Annotated in this window: 15 protein-coding genes and 1 tRNA gene; 9 read left to right on the forward strand and 7 right to left on the reverse strand. The window is 71.5% G+C overall.

Features of this window, described 5'->3' with window-relative positions:
- Position 1: 1 nt before the first annotated feature.
- On the reverse strand, positions 2–451 hold the full coding sequence (locus tag ACIGNX_RS27290; RefSeq protein ID WP_396543559.1) for a YbaB/EbfC family nucleoid-associated protein: 450 nt from the start codon (positions 449–451) through the stop codon (positions 2–4).
- A gap of 188 nt (positions 452–639) precedes the next feature.
- Between ACIGNX_RS27290 and ACIGNX_RS27295 the strand changes: the two genes are divergently transcribed.
- The 6 genes from ACIGNX_RS27295 (at position 640) to ACIGNX_RS27320 (ending at position 5279) form a co-directional block, all read left to right on the forward strand.
- Positions 640–711 (forward strand) — tRNA-Asp (locus tag ACIGNX_RS27295).
- 22 nt (positions 712–733) lie between these two features.
- The gene (locus tag ACIGNX_RS27300) at positions 734–1111 is read left to right on the forward strand and encodes a hypothetical protein (protein WP_396543560.1); all 378 of its coding nucleotides are present in this window, start codon (positions 734–736) and stop codon (positions 1109–1111) included.
- Between the two features lie 82 nt (positions 1112–1193).
- Entirely contained in the window at positions 1194–2540 is a 1347-nt protein-coding gene (locus tag ACIGNX_RS27305; RefSeq protein WP_396543561.1) for a M28 family peptidase, read from the forward strand.
- 91 nt (positions 2541–2631) lie between these two features.
- Positions 2632–3756, forward strand: coding sequence for a cytochrome P450 (locus tag ACIGNX_RS27310; protein ID WP_396543562.1), 1125 nt, complete (start codon positions 2632–2634; stop codon positions 3754–3756).
- 109 nt (positions 3757–3865) lie between these two features.
- Positions 3866–4354: a SigE family RNA polymerase sigma factor gene (locus ACIGNX_RS27315; protein ID WP_396543563.1), complete on the forward strand. Its 489-nt coding sequence runs from the start codon at positions 3866–3868 to the stop codon at positions 4352–4354.
- Positions 4355–4367: 13 nt separating this feature from the next.
- Positions 4368–5279: a hypothetical protein gene (locus ACIGNX_RS27320; protein WP_396543564.1), complete on the forward strand. Its 912-nt coding sequence runs from the start codon at positions 4368–4370 to the stop codon at positions 5277–5279.
- A gap of 40 nt (positions 5280–5319) precedes the next feature.
- Here ACIGNX_RS27320 and ACIGNX_RS27325 read toward each other — a convergent pair whose 3' ends face one another.
- The 3 genes from ACIGNX_RS27325 to ACIGNX_RS27335 all read right to left on the reverse strand — a co-directional run bounded on the left by ACIGNX_RS27325 (position 5320) and on the right by ACIGNX_RS27335 (position 9060).
- Positions 5320–7314, reverse strand: a complete 1995-nt coding sequence (locus tag ACIGNX_RS27325) for a M48 family metalloprotease (RefSeq protein WP_396543565.1) — start codon at positions 7312–7314, stop codon at positions 5320–5322.
- Between the two features lie 4 nt (positions 7315–7318).
- The gene (locus ACIGNX_RS27330; RefSeq protein WP_396543566.1) at positions 7319–7783 is read right to left on the reverse strand and encodes a hypothetical protein; all 465 of its coding nucleotides are present in this window, start codon (positions 7781–7783) and stop codon (positions 7319–7321) included.
- Between the two features lie 140 nt (positions 7784–7923).
- A complete protein-coding gene (locus tag ACIGNX_RS27335) occupies positions 7924–9060 on the reverse strand; it encodes an epoxide hydrolase family protein (RefSeq protein WP_396543567.1) in 1137 nt (378 codons plus the stop codon).
- Positions 9061–9120: 60 nt separating this feature from the next.
- Between ACIGNX_RS27335 and ACIGNX_RS27340 the strand changes: the two genes are divergently transcribed.
- Entirely contained in the window at positions 9121–10068 is a 948-nt protein-coding gene (locus ACIGNX_RS27340) for a helix-turn-helix transcriptional regulator (protein WP_396543568.1), read from the forward strand.
- A 364-nt stretch (positions 10069–10432) separates the two neighbouring features.
- On the opposite strand, the gene ACIGNX_RS27345 is transcribed toward ACIGNX_RS27340, so the two are convergent.
- Entirely contained in the window at positions 10433–11134 is a 702-nt protein-coding gene (locus ACIGNX_RS27345; protein WP_396543569.1) for a hypothetical protein, read from the reverse strand.
- Positions 11131–11907: a hypothetical protein gene (locus tag ACIGNX_RS27350; protein ID WP_396543570.1), complete on the reverse strand. Its 777-nt coding sequence runs from the start codon at positions 11905–11907 to the stop codon at positions 11131–11133. Before ACIGNX_RS27350 ends, ACIGNX_RS27345 begins: the two co-directional genes overlap by 4 nt.
- A gap of 208 nt (positions 11908–12115) precedes the next feature.
- On the opposite strand from ACIGNX_RS27350, the gene ACIGNX_RS27355 reads away from it, so the two are divergent.
- Positions 12116–13807, forward strand: a complete 1692-nt coding sequence (locus tag ACIGNX_RS27355; protein WP_396543571.1) for a P-loop NTPase fold protein — start codon at positions 12116–12118, stop codon at positions 13805–13807.
- 131 nt (positions 13808–13938) lie between these two features.
- On the opposite strand, the gene ACIGNX_RS27360 is transcribed toward ACIGNX_RS27355, so the two are convergent.
- On the reverse strand, positions 13939–14544 hold the full coding sequence (locus ACIGNX_RS27360; protein ID WP_396543572.1) for a DUF4291 domain-containing protein: 606 nt from the start codon (positions 14542–14544) through the stop codon (positions 13939–13941).
- 531 nt (positions 14545–15075) lie between these two features.
- On the opposite strand from ACIGNX_RS27360, the gene ACIGNX_RS27365 reads away from it, so the two are divergent.
- The gene (locus tag ACIGNX_RS27365) at positions 15076–16740 is read left to right on the forward strand and encodes an RICIN domain-containing protein (protein ID WP_396543573.1); all 1665 of its coding nucleotides are present in this window, start codon (positions 15076–15078) and stop codon (positions 16738–16740) included.
- Positions 16741–17053 lie beyond the last annotated feature (313 nt).

Here is a 17053-nt window from a genome sequence, read left to right on the forward strand (position 1 = left end):
GTCACCCCAGGTAGCTCTCGTCGCTGAAGTCCCCACCGTCGTCACGACGCGGCCGCCGCGGCGGTGGCGGCGGCGCACCGTCCGGCTCGACCTGCGGGAAATTCCGCTCCGCCGTGGCCACGATGTGCTGCCCCGAGGCGGTCTCCCCCACCGTCTCCCCCACGATCCGCGCCAACTCAGCCGGATAAGCCGCCTGCGCCCGCCGCATCGCCTCCAACACCGCCGCCGCGATCTGCTCCGGCCGCAACCGCGACACCGCCTCCGTCATGGACACACCACTGGGAATCCCGTTCGGGCCCACGGTCACACTCACCGCACCACCCGCCGCCGACCCGGTCAGCGAAATCCGCCCGACCTCCTGCCGCATCGACTCATACCGCGCCGCCCTCTCCTCGGCATCACGCTCCCAGTCGTCCACCAAACGCTGCACGTTGGCCAACGGATCGGTCATCGGCTCCCCCTCCGGCGACGTGAAACCAAGCCAAGTTACCCCGCCTCGGACGACGCACCGGGCCGATTCGTTCCCGAGGTGCCCACTTCGGCCCAACCCGTTATCCGGGGGCCGCGCGCTCCGGCAGGGGCTCGCCCCGGGTAATCCGGGAGCGGCCGGCGTGCGCGGTGGCTGCGATCCGCGCACGTCATGGAGCAGATCAGTGGTGGATCACCCCGCTGTCGACGGGGAGGGCGCGGGTTCGATTCCCGCCTCCCTGTCCGGATCGACCGCGGAGCCACCGTGTCCGACCAACCGCCCACCGCGCCCGCCGGTTACGCGACCGGGCAACCGGCGCGCGTGCTGGCCGCCGCGGTCTCCGCGGGCACCGAGGCCGATCGCGAGCGGGCGCTGCGCAAGCTGCGGCGCTGGGAGGACGTCGGCGGCGGGATGGCCGACGGCACGTTGACGATCGGTTCCCGCACCCCGGTCGCCGACACCCCGGCGTGGGTGACGTTGGAGGTCGCCCCGGTCGCCCGGCCCTCGGACTCCACCGTCCGCGTCATCTCGGTGGGAGATGCGGTCGCGTCGCCGCGCCCCGTGCGCGTGGAATGGATTCCACGCGGCCGTGAAACAGGTCGGTCAGTTCCGCGGTTGCGGACACGGCGTTCGTGGAAGTAACCTGCGAACAGGTGACGAGAATGTCGGGAGGGCATTCTTTCGATCTCCGGGGGTGTTCATGGGCGTTATTGCTCTTGTCGCGTTGTCGGCCCTGCTCCTTCCCGCTCCCGTCGCCGCCACCTCGGCGAACACCTGGCTGGCGCAGCGGTTGGCCCACTCGGTGAACACCCGGGACGCCATGGCTTCGGTGCGCGCCTTCGACGCGGCGGCCCGGACCGGAGACGGCAACCGGGCCGCGGGTTCGGTCGGCTTCGAAATGTCGCGCGAATACCTGGAAGGCGTGCTGGAAAGGGCTGGCTACCGGGTGACCGAACAATCCGTGCCCTATCGGGAATTCACTGTCGACAGCGAATCCCTGATCACCTCCGCCGGGGTCCGGGTGCGGGTCCTCATGGCCCAGTACGCGCCGTCGGCACGGGTGGAGGGCGTCATCGCCCGCGCGGCCGCGTCCGGGTGCGCGCCCGCCGACTACCCGCCCGGCACCGCCATCGCGGTCGTGCCCAGCGGTGCCTGCACGGTCGCGGCCAAGTCGGTCGCGGCCTCTGGGGCCGGGGTGCGGGCCCTGCTCGTCTACGACCCGTCACCGGTGGTGGACGCGGTGATCCGCCGCCAGGCCACCGGGACCGTGCTGCCGGTGGCGTTCACCAGCCCGCGCGACGCGGAGTCGTTGTCCGGGAGCGGGGTCCTGGAGCTGAGCGGGCGGTCCTCCGAAGCCACCACGGTGAACGTGTTCGCCGAAACCGCGGGTGGGCGGGCCGACCACGTCGTGATGGCCGGCGCCCACCTGGACAGCGGTGAGGACGGGCCGGGCGTCAACGACAACGCCACCAGCGTCTCGGCCCTGCTGGAGACCGCCGTGCGGCTCGCACCGCACCAGCACCGGGTCCGGAACCGGGTGCGCTTCGCGTTCTGGGGCGCGGAGGAGCTGGTCAACGTCGGTTCCACCCACTACGTCGGCACCCGCACGCCCGGGGAACTCGCCGCGATCCGGCTCTACCTGAACTGGGAGCTGATCGCCTCACCGAACTTCGTGCGGTTCGTGGTGGACGGCGACGACAGCGACCACGCGGACGTCGGCGCGCCCGCCGGTCCACCCGGCTCCGGCGCGGTGGAGGCCGTGCTGGCCCGGGGGTACCGCGTGCAGGGCCTGCCGTTCCGCACCGCCGACCTCGGCGACATCCGTTCCGACCAGGAACCGTTCGCCCGCGCCGGGGTGCCGGTGGGCGGCGCGTTCGGCGGGGTGCGGGGCATCAAGACCGCCGAGGAGGCCGCGGTGTTCGGCGGCGTCGCCGGTCAGCCCTACGACCCCTGTTACCACCAGCCGTGCGACGACCTGTCCAACGTGCACGTCCGGGCGTTGGGCGAGGCGATGCGCGCGATGGCCTGGGCCATCGGGCGGTTCGCCGCGGACGACGACCTGAGCCGGTGAGAGGAGGTGTCCTCGATGGACTACCCGCACTAGGTGAGCAGTGACGCGGTGGGGTGCGGGCCACCGCGCCCCACCGACCGAGAGGAGAACGGTGAGCAGCATCTTCGCCCCGCTGTCGGACGCCATGCTCGCCGACCCGCACGCCGTGTACGCGCGACTGCGGGCCGAGGACCCCGTGCACCGGCACGAGCGGTTGGCCGCCTGGGTGCTCACCCGGCACGACGACTGCACCCGCGTCCTCAAGGACCCGGGCACCTTCGGCTCGGACCCGCGGGCGCTGGGCAAGCCGATCCCCGAGCAGGTGCTGAGCGTGCAGACCCTCGACCCGCCCGAGCACACCGCCGTGCGGCACCGGTTCGTCGACGCGATCCGCCGTCAGGAGCTCGCGGGGTGGGCGGAGGGCGTGGCGCGGGCGGCGGAGGAGTTGGTCGACCGGCTCGACGGTGTGGTCGACTTCGTGGCGCAGGTGGCCGAGCCCCTGGCCCTGCGGGCGGTCTGCGCGCTGTACGGCGTGCCCGTGCCGGACGACCACGAACGGCTGCGGTCGGCCTCGCGCACCCTGGTGCTCGGCATGGACTCCGGCTTGGCCCCCGAACGCCGCGAACCCTCGCTGGCCGCCCGGGAGGCGATCAACGCGATGATCGACCGCTGGCGCGGCGCGGCGGGACCGGTCGGCGTCCTGGCGGCGGTGCCACCCGACGGGCCGGTGCTGCGCAACTCGCTGCGCGCGGTGTTCGACGCCGGCTACTCCACCACGGCCAACCTGCTCGGCAACGCGGTGGCGTGGCTGCTCGGGGACGGCCGGTGCCGCGGCGCGGACCTGGCGGCGCTCGACGGCCGCGGCGTCGAGGAGCTGATCCGGCTCACCGGTCCCGTGCAGGTGGTCAGCAGGCACTGCAAGGCGGACGTCGTGCTGCGCGGGCGGCGCCTGGCCCGAGGTGACGTGGTGGTGGTCGTGCTCGCCGGGGCCAACCGCGACCCCGAGGTGTTCCCCGACCCGGACACCGCGGACTTCACCCGCAACCCCAACCCGCACCTGGGCTTGGGCCGGGGCACGCACTCCTGCTTCGGCGGCCACCTGGGCAGGCAGGTGCTGCTGGCGCTGCTGCACGCCCTGGGCCGGGTGACGCGCCTCGAACCGGCCGGCGCCCCGGTACAACGGCCGACCGCCACCCAGCGGGGGCTGGACCACTTGCCGGTGCTCGTCGTCCGGTGACCGGCCGAACTCCCGGCCACACCGGAAATCCACCTCGATCCGAGGCAACCCCGCTACACCCGTGACGCGTTCCTGATGCTGTGGAGGCACAACACGGGAGGTCACCGGGGTGAAACGCGCCGAGGAGAACACGTACCGCGAGTACGTGACGGCTCGGATGGAGGTGATGCGGCGCACCGCGTACCTCCTGTGCGGTGACTGGCACACCGCCGACGACGTCGTGTCGATCACCATCGGCAAGCTGTACCGGCACTGGCCGAGGGTCGGCGCGACCCCCGGTATCGACGCGTACGTCCGCAAGGCGCTGCTGCGCACCTGGCTGGACGAGAAGCGCAGGCCGTGGCGTCGTGAGCAGGCCGTCGAGCAGCTGCCCGAGTTGCCGACGGCGGAGGAGTTCGCCGTGGTGGGCCGGGCGCAGCTGCTCGACCTGCTCGCCGGGCTGCCGCCCAAGCGCAGGGCCGCGGTGGTGCTGCGCCTCTACTGCGATCTCTCGGTGGAGGAGACCGCCGAGATCCTGGGCTGCTCGGTGGGCACCGTGAAGAGCCAGACCGCGCGGGGGCTCGACGCGTTGCGCGCCCGGGCAGCGCAGTCCGACTAGCGAGAGGTGCGCGATGGACAAGCAACTGTTCGACGACGCGATCGGGGAGGTGCCGCCGTCCACGGTCGACGTGGACGCGGTCATCGCCCGCGGCCGCCGCGCGGCCCGGCTGCACCGCGTGGCTCACCCCGCGGTCGCGGCCGGGGTGGCCGCGGTGCTGCTGACCGGGGTGGCCGCGTACTCGATGACGGGGGGCGACGGCGGTGGCACGACCGTCGGCACGGCACCACCGGCCACCACGACACCCCTGGCACCAACCAGCTCGGCGCCGGCGACGGCGCACCCGTCCGGATCCGATCAGCCGAACGTGGTCACGCTGCCGCCGGAGTCGGACCCGGTGCCGCCACCGCGGTGCGCGGGGGGCGACCTGGAGACCGTCGCCGAGGCCGCCGGCCGCCTCACCGCGGCCGCCGCGAAGGCCGTGCGCGAACAGCGCCCGGACGTGCGGCTCTCGGCGAACGCCCAGTTCCCGGCGGGCACTCCCCGAGGTCCGCTGGAGTTCTACCAGCCGGTCGAGCCGGCCTACCCCGACGTGTCCGTCTGCGACGTCCGGGCCACCCTCCACGCCTGGGCGACGGCCGGCACACCACTGGGGGACGGCAACCTCGGCTTCGAGGTCGAACCCGCCTTCTTCCCCGCCCTGAACCCGCCGTGCGACGAGGAGAGCACCCCCGATCGGACCCGCTGCGCGGAAGTCACCGGACCCGACGGGGAGAAGGTCCTCACCGAGGTGTTCGAGTACCAGAGGGGCACCCGCAAGCACCAGGTGCAGGTCATCCGCGCGGACGGCACGCGGCTGCGGATCGAGTCGGAGAACGTCGCCACGACGAGCGGCAGCGGCGGACCGACCGCGCCCGCGCCTCCGTTCACCCTCGAACAGCTCGTCGCCATCGGCACGGACCCGGCGCTGACCCTGTTCCCGTAGGTCGGGCAAGTGCCACCCGAGCCGGCCCGGACGACGATCGTCAGGACCCCGGCCGGTTCGGGTGGCCCACCGGCACGAGAACCGCGACGACCAGCAGCCCGATCGCCGACAGGCTCAACGCCGGGAGGAGGTGGAACCGCAGGGCCTCACCCGCGGTGTAGGGGAGCCGGAGGGCCAAGGTGACCGCGACGAGGGCGGTGGCCGTCCAGCCGGCGGCCGTGGCCAACCCGTGCCCCGCGCGCACGACCAGCGCGACCGCCAGGGCGCTCGCCACCCCCGCTCCCGCGGCAGGCAGGATGTCGGCCAAGACCTGTTCCTCGCCGGTGTCCCGGGTGATCGGGGCTGCGGTCGTCAGCCGGGCCGCGGCCACGACCGCGGCGACGCCGAGTGCCACCGCCGCCGCGGTCCACCGGGCACGTCCCCTTCGTCGCACCTCGGCGAACACGACCACCGCCTGTCCGGTGAGCAGCGCCCACGACGGGACGGCCGCGGCCACGAGCAGCGCCAACACGCCCGGTTCCAGGTCGACGGCGTCGGCCATCTGGACCGCGGCGGCGATCTGCTCGGGCACCGCGACGGCCCCCACGTACAAGGCCGCCGTCCCCACGCCCGCCCACCACCGGGCGCCCCTGCCCGTCGACGGGTCGGGCGGCCGGTCGAACGCGGCGCCCACGACCGACGCCCCGGCGACCAGGAAGGCCGTGAGCACCCACAGCCACGAGCTGTAGCCGATCACGTCCCACGGTGCGACGACCCCCGTCGGCGCGAGGTTGAGCCCGATCACGGCACCCGCCGGCAACGCGAGGGTGGTCGCCACCCGGTGCGGTGCGGAACCCCGGGTCAGTGCCGCACCACCCGCTCCGGTGCGCCGCACCGCTCCCCGGGCGGTGGCGAGCAGCACGCCCGGCACCAGCGCGGCGAGGAGCGCGGTCAGCCCTGGGTGCTCGGCACCGGCGGCCAGCGGCCGGACGAAGTGCGACACCAACAGCATGGTGCAGCCCCCTAACGCGCCGAAGGAGACCCCCTCGACGGCACGCGCCGCCAGGTTCACCGTCCCGCCGTCCACGACGGTGAGCCGCCGGTCGAACGAGGGGTGCAAGGCCGTGAACCGCCGCACCACCTCGAAGCCCGACGAGCGCCCCGACGCCCTCCGCTGGGCCAACAGGGCGCGCAGCCCGACCCGCCCGGTGTCGTCGGCCGCGCTGAGCAGGTCGGCTTCGTGTTCGCGCCCCCGCAGGACGCCGCGGGCCACCACCCACAACACCGCGAGGAGCAGGGCGCACCGGGTGCCGTAGACGATCCAGAACTCCGTCGACAGCAGCTCCGCGACGGTGTGGTCCGGCCGCAGGGCCGCGCGCACCGCCTGGTCCACGACGGGCACGGCCAGGATCAGCGGTGTCGCCCACCAGACGCCGCGGGTGAGCCACACCCGCCCCAGGTCACCGGCCACGACGTGGGCGCACTCGTGCCGCACCACCGCACGGGCCTGGTCGTCGGGCAGCGTCACCACGCCCCGGGGCAGCACGATTTGCACGCCCCCGGCGACCCGCACGGTGAACGGCTCGCGGCAGTCCGACGCCAGCACCACCAGCGGAACGACCCGCCCGCCCATCGACCGGATCGCCTCCGCGGCGGCGAGCTGCCACCGCTGCCCCGCCGGCCGCATCCGGCCCGCCCGCCGGTAGAGCCGTCGGGGCAGCAGGCGGACCAGCCCCACCCCGATCAGCAACGCCACCGCGCCACCCGCCAGGGCGAACCCGATCCGCCCGCGATCCGCGACGGCTTTGCACCGGAAGAAGTCCTGGGAGACCTCCAAGAGGTCGGTGGTGGCCACGGCCCCGACCGAAGCGGCGCACTCGCGCACAGCGGCCCCGTACCGCTCACCGAACAACGGGTAGAACTCGAGGTCGGCCGCGAAACCGGCCGCCAGGACCGGGATGAGCAGCAGCAGGGCGTACCGCGCCAGGACGGACGTGCCCGGCCTTGGCGCGGCAGCGGTCCCCGGTGCGGTCACGCCGACGACGGCGTCGACCATACGATCACCTGCCGGGCCCTGCAGGACCCGACCCACCGAGCCACTCCGAGACGACGTGGCCCGCTACCTCCCGCGCTGCCTGTTCGTCCGCACCCTGCTCGACCAGGTGCACCACGACCACGACCACGGCCTGCCCGCTGGTCGCCGCGTCCACCGGTTCCCCGGGCTCGCCCGCCTCCCGACGTGCCCTCGCCCGCCGGAGCCGCTCCCGGATGGCGTCGTAGGCGTTCCCCACGACCTTCTCCGCGACAACCCCGCCCAGGAACCCGACCGCCGACAGCACGTAAGGGGTCATGGTCGCCAGCTCGATCCCCATGCCCACCGGCGCGCTCGGACGCACCCCGCGCACAGTGCGCGAGGGATCGTCCATGAAGTCCTCAACGGTGTCGTCGAACACCTCCGACTCCGCCGGGTACCACGCGGCCACGACCGCTCGCGCCACCTCCACGTCCACCGGCGACAACGCCACCGCGACCTCGGACGACTCGCGATTCCCACGTAAGGACACCCTTGCGCCTGCCTCTCTGCCCGGTACTCCTGACCGTGTATCGCCGGTACCGGGACCACCGTTAAGACGCGACCGGGGGTCGGGAGGCCGTTCCCGCGGGGTCACCGCAGTGCGGCGAAGAACGCCCGGATGTCACCCACCACGGTCTCCGGGACCTCGAGCGCGGCGAAGTGACCGCCCTCCTCGAAACGGCTCCAGTGCACGATGTCGGAGTTGTCCCGTTCCGCGAACACCCTGATGGTCTGGAAGTCGTCGGCGAACACGGCCACGCCGGTCGGGGCGGCGTTCACCGGGACCGGCCCGTCGGCGGGGACGGCCGCCGCGTTGTCGAAGTAGGACCGGGCCATGCCGCCGGCGGCGTTCGCGAACCAGTTGACGGACACCTCGGTGAGGATGGCCTCCAGCGGCACCAGGGACGTGCCGTTGCCGAAGGAGTTGAACAGCTCGCTGTAGGCGAGCATCCCGATCGGCGAGTCGCTGAGCCCGACCGCGACCGTCTGCGGCCTGCTGGCGTTCATGGTGTTGTAGCCGCCGACCTTCTGGAACCACCGCATGTGCTCCAGACCGGCGTAGTCCCTCGGTTCGAGGCGTTCGAACTCCGCCGGGTCGCCCGACGGGAAGGAGAACAGCTGCAGCACGTGCAGCCCCAGGAAACCCTCCGGGGCGAGCACGCCGAGTTCGCGGGCGACCATCGCGCCGTGGTCGGAGCCGTGGACGCCGTAGCGCTGGTAGCCGAGCCTGCGCATGAGGGTGTCGTAGGCGCGGGCCACGCGGGCGGTGGTCCAGCCCGGTTCGGTGACCGGGTTGGAGAAGCCGAAGCCGGGGGCGTCCGGCACGACGACGTGGAACGCGTCCTCGGCGCGCCCGCCGTGGGCGACGGGGTCGGTGAGCCTGCCGATCATGTCGAGGTAGTCGACCGACGAGCCGGGGTAGGTGTGCGCGAGCAGCAGCGGCGTCGCGTCCTCGTGCGGCGACTCGACGTGGATGAAGTGGATCGGCTGGTCCTCGACCTCGGTGACGAAGTGCGGGTGGACGTTGATGCGCTCCTCTGCGGCGCGCCAGTCGAACGCGCGCCACGCCGCCACGGCCTCACGCAGGTAGTGGTTGGGGGTGCCGTGCTCCCAGGTGTCGCCCGGCGCCGGCTGCGGCAGGCGGGTGCGGTCGAGGCGGCCGGTCAGGTCGTCCAGCTCGGCCTGCGTGACCTCGATGCGGAAGGGACGGATTCCCGTGTTCGTCATGACGGGGACGCTAGGGTGCCTATAGGAAAGGTCCGTTCCTATAAGGGGGAGGTCATCGCAGTGACCGCGGACACATCGGCACGCCTCCTCGCGCTCCTGGGGCTCTTCCAGTCGCGCCCGTCGTGGAGCGGGACCGAACTCGCCGAGCGGCTGGGCGTCACCACCCGCACCATCCGCAACGACGTGGAGCGCCTCCGCGCGCTCGACTACCCCGTCGAGGCCACCCGCGGCGCGACCGGCGGTTACCGGCTGGGAGCGGGCGGCAAGCTGCCCCCGCTGCTCCTGGACGACGAGGAGGCGGTGGCCGTGGCGATCGGGTTGCGCGCCGGCCGCGGCATCGCCGGGCTGGAGACCTCCAGCGCCCGTGCGCTGGCCAAGCTGGAACAGGTCCTGCCGCCACGCCTGCGGCCGACGGTGGAGGCGCTGGCCTCGGTCGTCGACCACGCGCCGGAGAACAACGACACCGACGCCCCCGACCCCGAGGTCGACCCCGCCGTGCTGCGCACCGTCGCGACCGCGATCCACGCCGTCGAGTGGTTCCGCTTCGACTACCGCGACACCTCGCTGCTCGTCGAGCCCTACCGCCTGCTCGCCTGGAGGCGGCGCTGGTACCTCGTGGCCCGCGACCCGTCCACCGGCGAGTGGGACGTCTACCGGGCGGACTGGATCACGCCACGCACGCGCACCCACCGCCGCTTCTCCCCCACCGCCCTCCCGGACGAGGACTACACCAGCTTCACCATGCGCCGCGTCGCGTCCAGCGGCTGGAAGGTGCACGCGCGCCTGCGCGTCGACGCCCCGGCCCAGGCCGTCCTCGACCGGATCCACCCCGCCGTCGGTGTGGTCGAGACGGTCACCGACACGACCTCCGTCCTCGTCACCGGCGCCGACTCGCTGGACACCGTCGCCGCCTACATCGGCATGCTGAACATGGACTTCACCGTCGAATCACCCGACGAGCTGCGCCCCCTGCTGCACGCCCTGGCGAACCGCTACGCCCGCGCCTGACCACCGCGACCACCCGGGACGTCGTGGATCAAGGGCGGTTCCAGGTCACACCGGTCGCGGGCAACGACGCGAAGGCCGCCCAGAGGATCGCGGCGGCCCACACCACCGACCTGCCGCACCCGCGCAACTCCACCACGGTCCTGAGATCGGTCGGTCCGCTGTGGACGCCGCCCTCACCCCGCCCCGCCACAGCGGTCACGTCGAAAGCGGCAACACCTGCACCAGAGGATCACGGGCGGATGCGTGGTCGCGCCGGCTTCGATCTCCTCCACCACCGCATCGCCCTACACCGGCAGGTATCCGCAGGGGCCGGGCCGACAACTGGACAGACCCGGGGATCACGTGGCCGGACACGGCTCGTCCGTCAGGTGTCCACCTGCTCGACCTCGGGGCGGGTGAGGTTGAGCACCAGCGCGGTGACGGCGAAAGCGGACCAGGCGGCGGTCAGCGCCCACGCGGTGCCGTGGTGCTGGGTGGCGTGGTAGGCGGTGAAGAACGCCAGCAGGGCCACACTGTTGCGGGTGAAGTGGCGGGCGAAGTCGCTCAGGGACCGGCGGACCTCCACGGCGACCAGCACTCCGGAGTAGGGGAAGGTCACGACCAGTCCGCGGAGGGCTCCGGCGAGGGCGACCACGGACAGGGTCACCGCGAACAGCACACCCAGGCGGAGCAGCGCGTTGCCGGTAGCCGGTGGGGTGGTCGCAGCGGGAGGGCGGAACGGCAGGAAGGCGGCCCAGAGCACCGCGGCGCCTGCCAGGACCGGCCAGAAGGGCAGTGCCCCCAGGGCGGCGGTCGACCAGCTCAGTCCGATGTAGACACCGATGCCGACGAGGTCGGCCGCCCAGATGGGCAGGCCCAGTCGGAACGCAGCGGCGACCGCGTAGAAGAAGACGTTGAGCAGGACCACCCCGACCACCTGCGAGGCGTCCACCCGCATGCCGGACGACAGGAGGACCAGGGTGATGGGCAGGGGGAGGCTGTAGGCGAGAGCTTTCCACCGCAGTGAGCGGATCATGCCGACCCCCCACACGACCGCGGTCACCAGTACGGCGGTCAGCAGGCTCACGGCTCACACTGCCGCACGGCCCGGTGGAAGAAGTCCAGCAACCGGGCCACGTCGCCGGGGTGGAAGCGGACGATGCTGGTGGCGATGAGGCCCTGCGGGGTCATTTGTGCCTCCCATGCGGTGGACTCGTCGAACACCGCGAAGTTGACCCGCAACTCCTTGTCGAGCCGGTTCACCTGCACCTGGTGCACTTCGACACCCGCGGCCCGGTGCTTGCTGACCAACTCGGCGATCTTGAGCGACATCCTGTCGTAGACGAACACCCGGGTGATGCGGACGCCCCTGGCCAGTGCGTCGAGGTTGGCCTGCCAGTACCGCTCGCCGAGCGGCTCCTGCCACCAGCCGGTGTCACCGGAGATGTTGGTGACGGCGCAGAGGCTGCTCCGGCACGCCGACACCCGGGCCGTGATGATGTCGGCGTCGGCGCGGAAGCGGACGATGCCGCGGCCGAGGTCCTCGGTCGCGGTGGTGAGCTGCCCGAACCGGTGGAGCACGACCTCTTCGAGGCCGGGGTGCGGATACCTGACCAGCGCCGCCGAGGTGGCCTCGGCGAGCGTCGAAGCCCTCTTGAGCACCCAGTCGACCGGCTCCGGTCGAGTCGGCGACCGTCGTGCCAACGCGGTCGTCCACAACCCGAGACCGCAGACGAGCAGAACCAGCACGACAGCGTCGGAACCGGCTGGACCGGCGACGCAGACGGCACCTCCGACGCACGCCGCGATGATCCACAGTGCCAAACCGGCGGCACCCGCCGGCGTCGGTCTGCTGCGCATGGCCGACAGGCTAGCCACCCGCGACCCGCTCCCCGATCACCCGACGCGGAGGAGGTTCGGATCCGATCCTCTTCCGCTGATTCGCGTCCCGTGGCCCACGCGGATCGTGTATACGCAAAAGCGGCGATCACGAGTTCACGTCACTTGTGGCGCGTGTAGCGCTTCGGATGCGGTGGACGATTCCCTCGGATGAGGAGCAGGAGGAAGCGTGAAGATCAGCCTCATCGCGGATCAGGCGATCGGGGAAGCGGACCGCACCGTCGACGGCCTCGGCTTCGACACCTACGCGCAGGTGTTGAGCGACGTCGCCACGAATACCCGAGGGCCGTTCACGATCGGCGTCTTCGGCGAGTGGGGAACCGGCAAGACGAGCCTGATGCGCCTGATCGAGGCGAAGCTGGGCGAGAACGACGACGTGGTGACCGTGTGGTTCAACGCTTGGCGGTACGAGCAGGAAGATCACCCGATCGTGCCGCTGATCGGCACCGTCGTGCAGGCGTTGGAGGCACATCGGTCCGCGGGCCGCAAGCTCGGCGACTCGGGGACCTCGTTGATCCGCTCGCTGCGTGCGATCGCCTACGGCTTCTCCGCCAAGTCCAAGGTCTCGGTTCCGGGCTTCGCCGAGTTCGAGGCGTCGTTCGTGGCGAAGGACATGATCGATCGCAGGACGCGGCTCGCTCCGGACCCGCTGCTGGACCGCAGCCTCTACTACGGCGCCTTCAACAGCCTCGACGAGCTGAAGCTCCGCGACGACCTCAAAGTCGTCATCCTGATCGACGACCTGGACCGGTGCTTCCCCGACCAGGCCATCCGACTGCTGGAGAGCATCAAGCTCGTCCTGGCACAACCCGGCTTCATCTTCGTCCTGGGGGTCGCCCGCAAGGTCGTGGAGGGCTACCTCCAACACCGCTACTCCGCCGATTACGGCATCAAGGACTTCAAGGGTGAACTGTACTTGGACAAGATCGTCCAATTGCCCTTCCACATCCCGCCGTCCATCGCGCGCATGGCGGATTTCTGCAAGGCCCTCCTCGCGGATCAGCCGGCCGAGCTGGTGGCCGAACTCGATTCCGTCCTCCCCGTCGTGGCCGAAGCGCTCGGCGGCAACCCCCGCGCCATCGTCCGGTTCATCAACAACATCCTCGTCGACCACGCCATCAGCACCAGCCTCCCCGCGGTGCGGAACACCATCCCGATCCACTTCTTCGCGGTTTCCCGCTGCCTCGAACACCGTTGGCCGGAGGTGTTCGACGCGCTCACGGCCGTCGACGGCCTGGCCGAGCAGGTCGCCGACTGGGCGACCGAGGACTACGCGGCCAGGGCGACCACCACCGGCAACGCCGCCCTCGTGGCCTCCCGACTGCTCTCCGACCGCGCGTTGCAGCTACTGCTGTACGGGCACCAAGGCCGTGACTGGCTGACCAACAGCACGCTCCGCAACGCCAGCGTCAGCTTCCTGGTCGACCAGCAGCGCTTCTCCCACCTCGACACCGCGGAGGTGCGGGTCCGGTACGACGCCTACCTCTCGTTCTCCGAGCAGGACCGTCCGATCGCCCTCGAACTGGCGGGCGCGTTGACCGCCGAAGGCGCGCGGGTCCTCGTCGACGGTCACACCCCGCCCGGAGTGAAGTGGGCCGACGTCCTCACCATGAACCTGCACTCGTCCAAGGTCTTGATCTACTGCATCGGTCGCCCCGCGGGCACGGACGCAGGTCAGCGGTACGAGATCATGAACGCGGTCGACCGCACCGGCTCGCCGATCATCCCCGTCATCCTGCCCGGCGCGGTCGCCGACACCGACGTCCCGGAACAACTCCGCGACCGCCAGTGGCTCGACTTGCGGGCGGGCATCACACCGGAAGGCGTGTCCCGTCTCGTCCACGCCCTTCGCCGGCACTGACCTCCGTCCGACCGCCAAGCGCTCCCGGCAAGACCGTCGGACGTGGCGGCAGCAGATGACGCAGGGGCGAGGCCGAGGAGGGCCGCGCGACCTTCCGGCGGACGCGGTCCAGGGCCGGGCGCGCCGCGAGCTCAGCCGGCGCCCAACCGAGTGGCCAGCTGCGCCTGCAGCGGGTACGGGTCCTCCACCGGCAGCAGGGCGTGCGCTTCCTCGTCACGACCGGCCGAGACCAGTCCGCCCACGGTTCGCACCAGGTCGGTGACGTCGGTGATCGCGGTGATCCACTCCTCCGCGTAGCGCCGCACCGCGTCCCCGGCCAAGCCGACCTGGAGCGACCGGTGCCCCAGCGGTTCGTGCCGCAGGTTCCGCTCGGGGTCCCACTGGACCCGCACCGGGGACTCCTCGACCGCCGAGGCCCACGCGGCGCGGTCACCGTGCACAGCGGGGACGAAGTGGCTGAGCGCCGCGTGGGCCAGGGCCCAGTGGAACCCCTCACGGGTGATGTCGACGGCCAGGACCCTTTCCTGCCCGGGCTTGCCCGCGTAGCCGCAGCGGTAGGCCATCCACAGGAAGGAGGGTTTGATCCACGTCATGCGCTCGCGCTTGAAGGGCGGCACGAACGTCCCGGCGGCCAGGGCGGCCTCGGCGATCGGGGGTGGGTACGCCTGGTAGACCCTGATGGTCTCGTCGGTGTACCAGGCGCGCACTTCGCGTTCGGGCGGGTTGGTCGGTGCCACCACGCCATCGTGCCCCACACGTCGCCCGGCACGGCATGACGTCCGCCCGCGCACTCCAACCGACCGCGGGTCGTACCGCGCGGCCGACTTTCCGCGTCCTCGGTGGTGATGGCTTGGTCGCACCGGGGCAGGCGTCGGGGTCCGACACCTGGAAAAAGACCCTCCGAATTCAACCACCGGCGCCCCATTTGTTCACAAGTGTGATCGGCACCCGTCGATTCTGTTCACAAGTATGACCGACTGCATTGACGCCGCAGCCGGTTGGTGATCGATTAACACCCGCCTGACCTGGGCGTTCGATCATATTCGACACCCCATCGACCCGAGCCGTCAAAACCGTTGTTGACCGCCCACTTCCGAACCACCTAGCATCCGACGGAGGGCGATTTCCCACAACGACGTGAGGATGCACTTCGGACGCGTGGCATTGGCCATCGCGTGCCGGTGGATTTCTCGCCGGCGGGTTCCGCCAAGCGTGAACAGTCACCGCCGCCAGTTCCCGTGTCCGGATGAGCCAGAGCGGAGTAGTCGATGAATGTTCAACCCCCCACCACGCGCACCGCACGACCACGCGGCGCGCGATGGCGCGTGGGCCTGGCGGCGGCGGCGGGAGCCACGGCGCTGGCCGCCACGCTCGTCGCCTGGCCGATCACGACCGCCTCAGCGGCGATCGGCGCGGGCACGTACGCGGTGAAGAACGCGGGCACCGGGCACTGCCTCACCGTTCCCAACGGGACCACGACCGCGGGTGTCCAGCTCCAGCAGGCGCCGTGCGGCACCGCGAGCAGCCAGCAGTGGAAGTTCACGGCGGTCAGCGGCGGGTACCGGATCAGCTCGGTCGCCACGGGCCTGTGCGTCGGCGTCCAGGACGCGTCCACGTCGGCGGGCAAGGCGGTCCAGCAGGTCACGTGCACCGGCGGCCCCGGCCAGACCTGGACGGCGACCGCGAGCGGCGCCAACTACCGCCTGGTCGACACCAACAGCACCAAGTGCATGAACATCCAGGACAGCTCCACCGCCGCCGGCGCCGGGGTGCAGATCAACTCCTGCGACAGCGTGGCCACCAAGCAGTGGACGTTGACCCCGGTGGACGGCGTGCCGACCTCGACGTCGACCTCCACGTCCACCTCCACCTCGACGTCCACCAGCACGACGACGTCGACCACGACCACCACGACGTCGACCCGGCCGCCCACGGGCACCGCGACCGGCTACGCGTCCCAGAACGGCGGGACCACCGGCGGTCAGGGCGGGGCGACGGTCCGGGCCACCACGGGGACCCAGATCCACCAGGCGCTGTGCACGCGGGCCAGCAGCAGCACCCCGATCACCATCGAGGTCGAGGGCACCATCAACCACGGCAACACCACCCAGGTGTCGGGCGGCAGCTGCTCGACCGCCTCCGGCGTGATCGAGCTCAAGCAGATCAGCAACGTCACGATCATCGGCGTCGGCAGCGGAGCGGTCTTCGACCAGTTGGGCATCCACATCCGCGACTCGCGCAACATCATCATCCGCAACGTGACCGTGCGGAACGTCAAGAAGTCCGGCTCGCCCACGTCCAACGGCGGCGACGCCATCGGCATGGAGAGCAACGTCCGCAACGTCTGGGTCGACCACACCACCCTGCTCGCGTCGGGCGGCGAGGCGGAGGGCTACGACGGTCTCTTCGACATGAAGAACAACACCCAGTACGTGACCCTGTCCTACAGCACCCTGCGCAACTCGGGTCGCGGCGGCCTCGTGGGGTCCAGCGAGAGCGACCTCTCGAACGGGTTCGTCACCTTCCACCACAACCTGTACGAGAACATCGACTCCCGCACCCCACTGCTGCGCGGCGGCATCGGCCACATGTACAACAACTACTACGTGAGCCTCAACGAGTCCGGCATCAACTCGCGGGCCGGCGCCAAGGCCAAGGTGGACAACAACTACTTCAAGAACTCCCGTGACGTCCTCGGCACCTTCTACACCGACCTGGCCGGCTACTGGCAGGTCAGCGGCAACATCTTCGACAACGTCACCTGGTCCACCCCCGACGGCGAGCACAAGCCCGCCGGGCCGGACGTCAAGTCCACGACCACGGTCAGCGTCCCGTACGGCTTCACGCTCGACCAGGCCGCCTGCGTGCCGACCATCGTCGGGCAGACGGCGGGCGCCAACACGGGCCTGAAGGAATCGAACGGGAGCTGCTGACAGCAGGGCTCCGCACGGCGGCTACCGAGCCACACCGGCCCGGTAGCCGCCGTCTCGAAACCTCGTCCTCCGGTGCCCGCGGCGCGGGCGCTGATCCCCAGCCGCGTTCGAGCGCTCACCTCGACGGCCCGGTGGACTTCGAGGTCGCCGGGACGGTGCCGGTGGCGACGTGCCCGATCGCGGCCACGGCGTGGCTGTCGGTGCAGAGCTGTCGGTGCAGAGCACGACGGGCACGATCCGGCCTCGGCCACCGCGTGGTGGCTCTCGACCGGCGTCGGGGTCACCGCCACCTGCACGACTTCATCCACGACCT

Origin of the sequence: Actinosynnema sp. NPDC053489 (assembly GCF_044544865.1) — a bacterium.
Classification (GTDB): domain Bacteria; phylum Actinomycetota; class Actinomycetes; order Mycobacteriales; family Pseudonocardiaceae; genus Actinosynnema.

Coding starts and splice junctions, on each gene's coding strand:
- ACIGNX_RS27290 (WP_396543559.1), bottom strand. CDS start 451: ATGACCGATCCGTTGGCCAACGTGCAGCGTTTGGTGGACGACTGGGAG.
- ACIGNX_RS27320 (WP_396543564.1), top strand. CDS start 4,368: ATGGACAAGCAACTGTTCGACGACGCGATCGGGGAGGTGCCGCCGTCC.
- ACIGNX_RS27325 (WP_396543565.1), bottom strand. CDS start 7,314: ATGGTCGACGCCGTCGTCGGCGTGACCGCACCGGGGACCGCTGCCGCG.
- ACIGNX_RS27335 (WP_396543567.1), bottom strand. CDS start 9,060: ATGACGAACACGGGAATCCGTCCCTTCCGCATCGAGGTCACGCAGGCC.
- ACIGNX_RS27350 (WP_396543570.1), bottom strand. CDS start 11,907: ATGCGCAGCAGACCGACGCCGGCGGGTGCCGCCGGTTTGGCACTGTGG.
- ACIGNX_RS27365 (WP_396543573.1), top strand. CDS start 15,076: ATGAATGTTCAACCCCCCACCACGCGCACCGCACGACCACGCGGCGCG.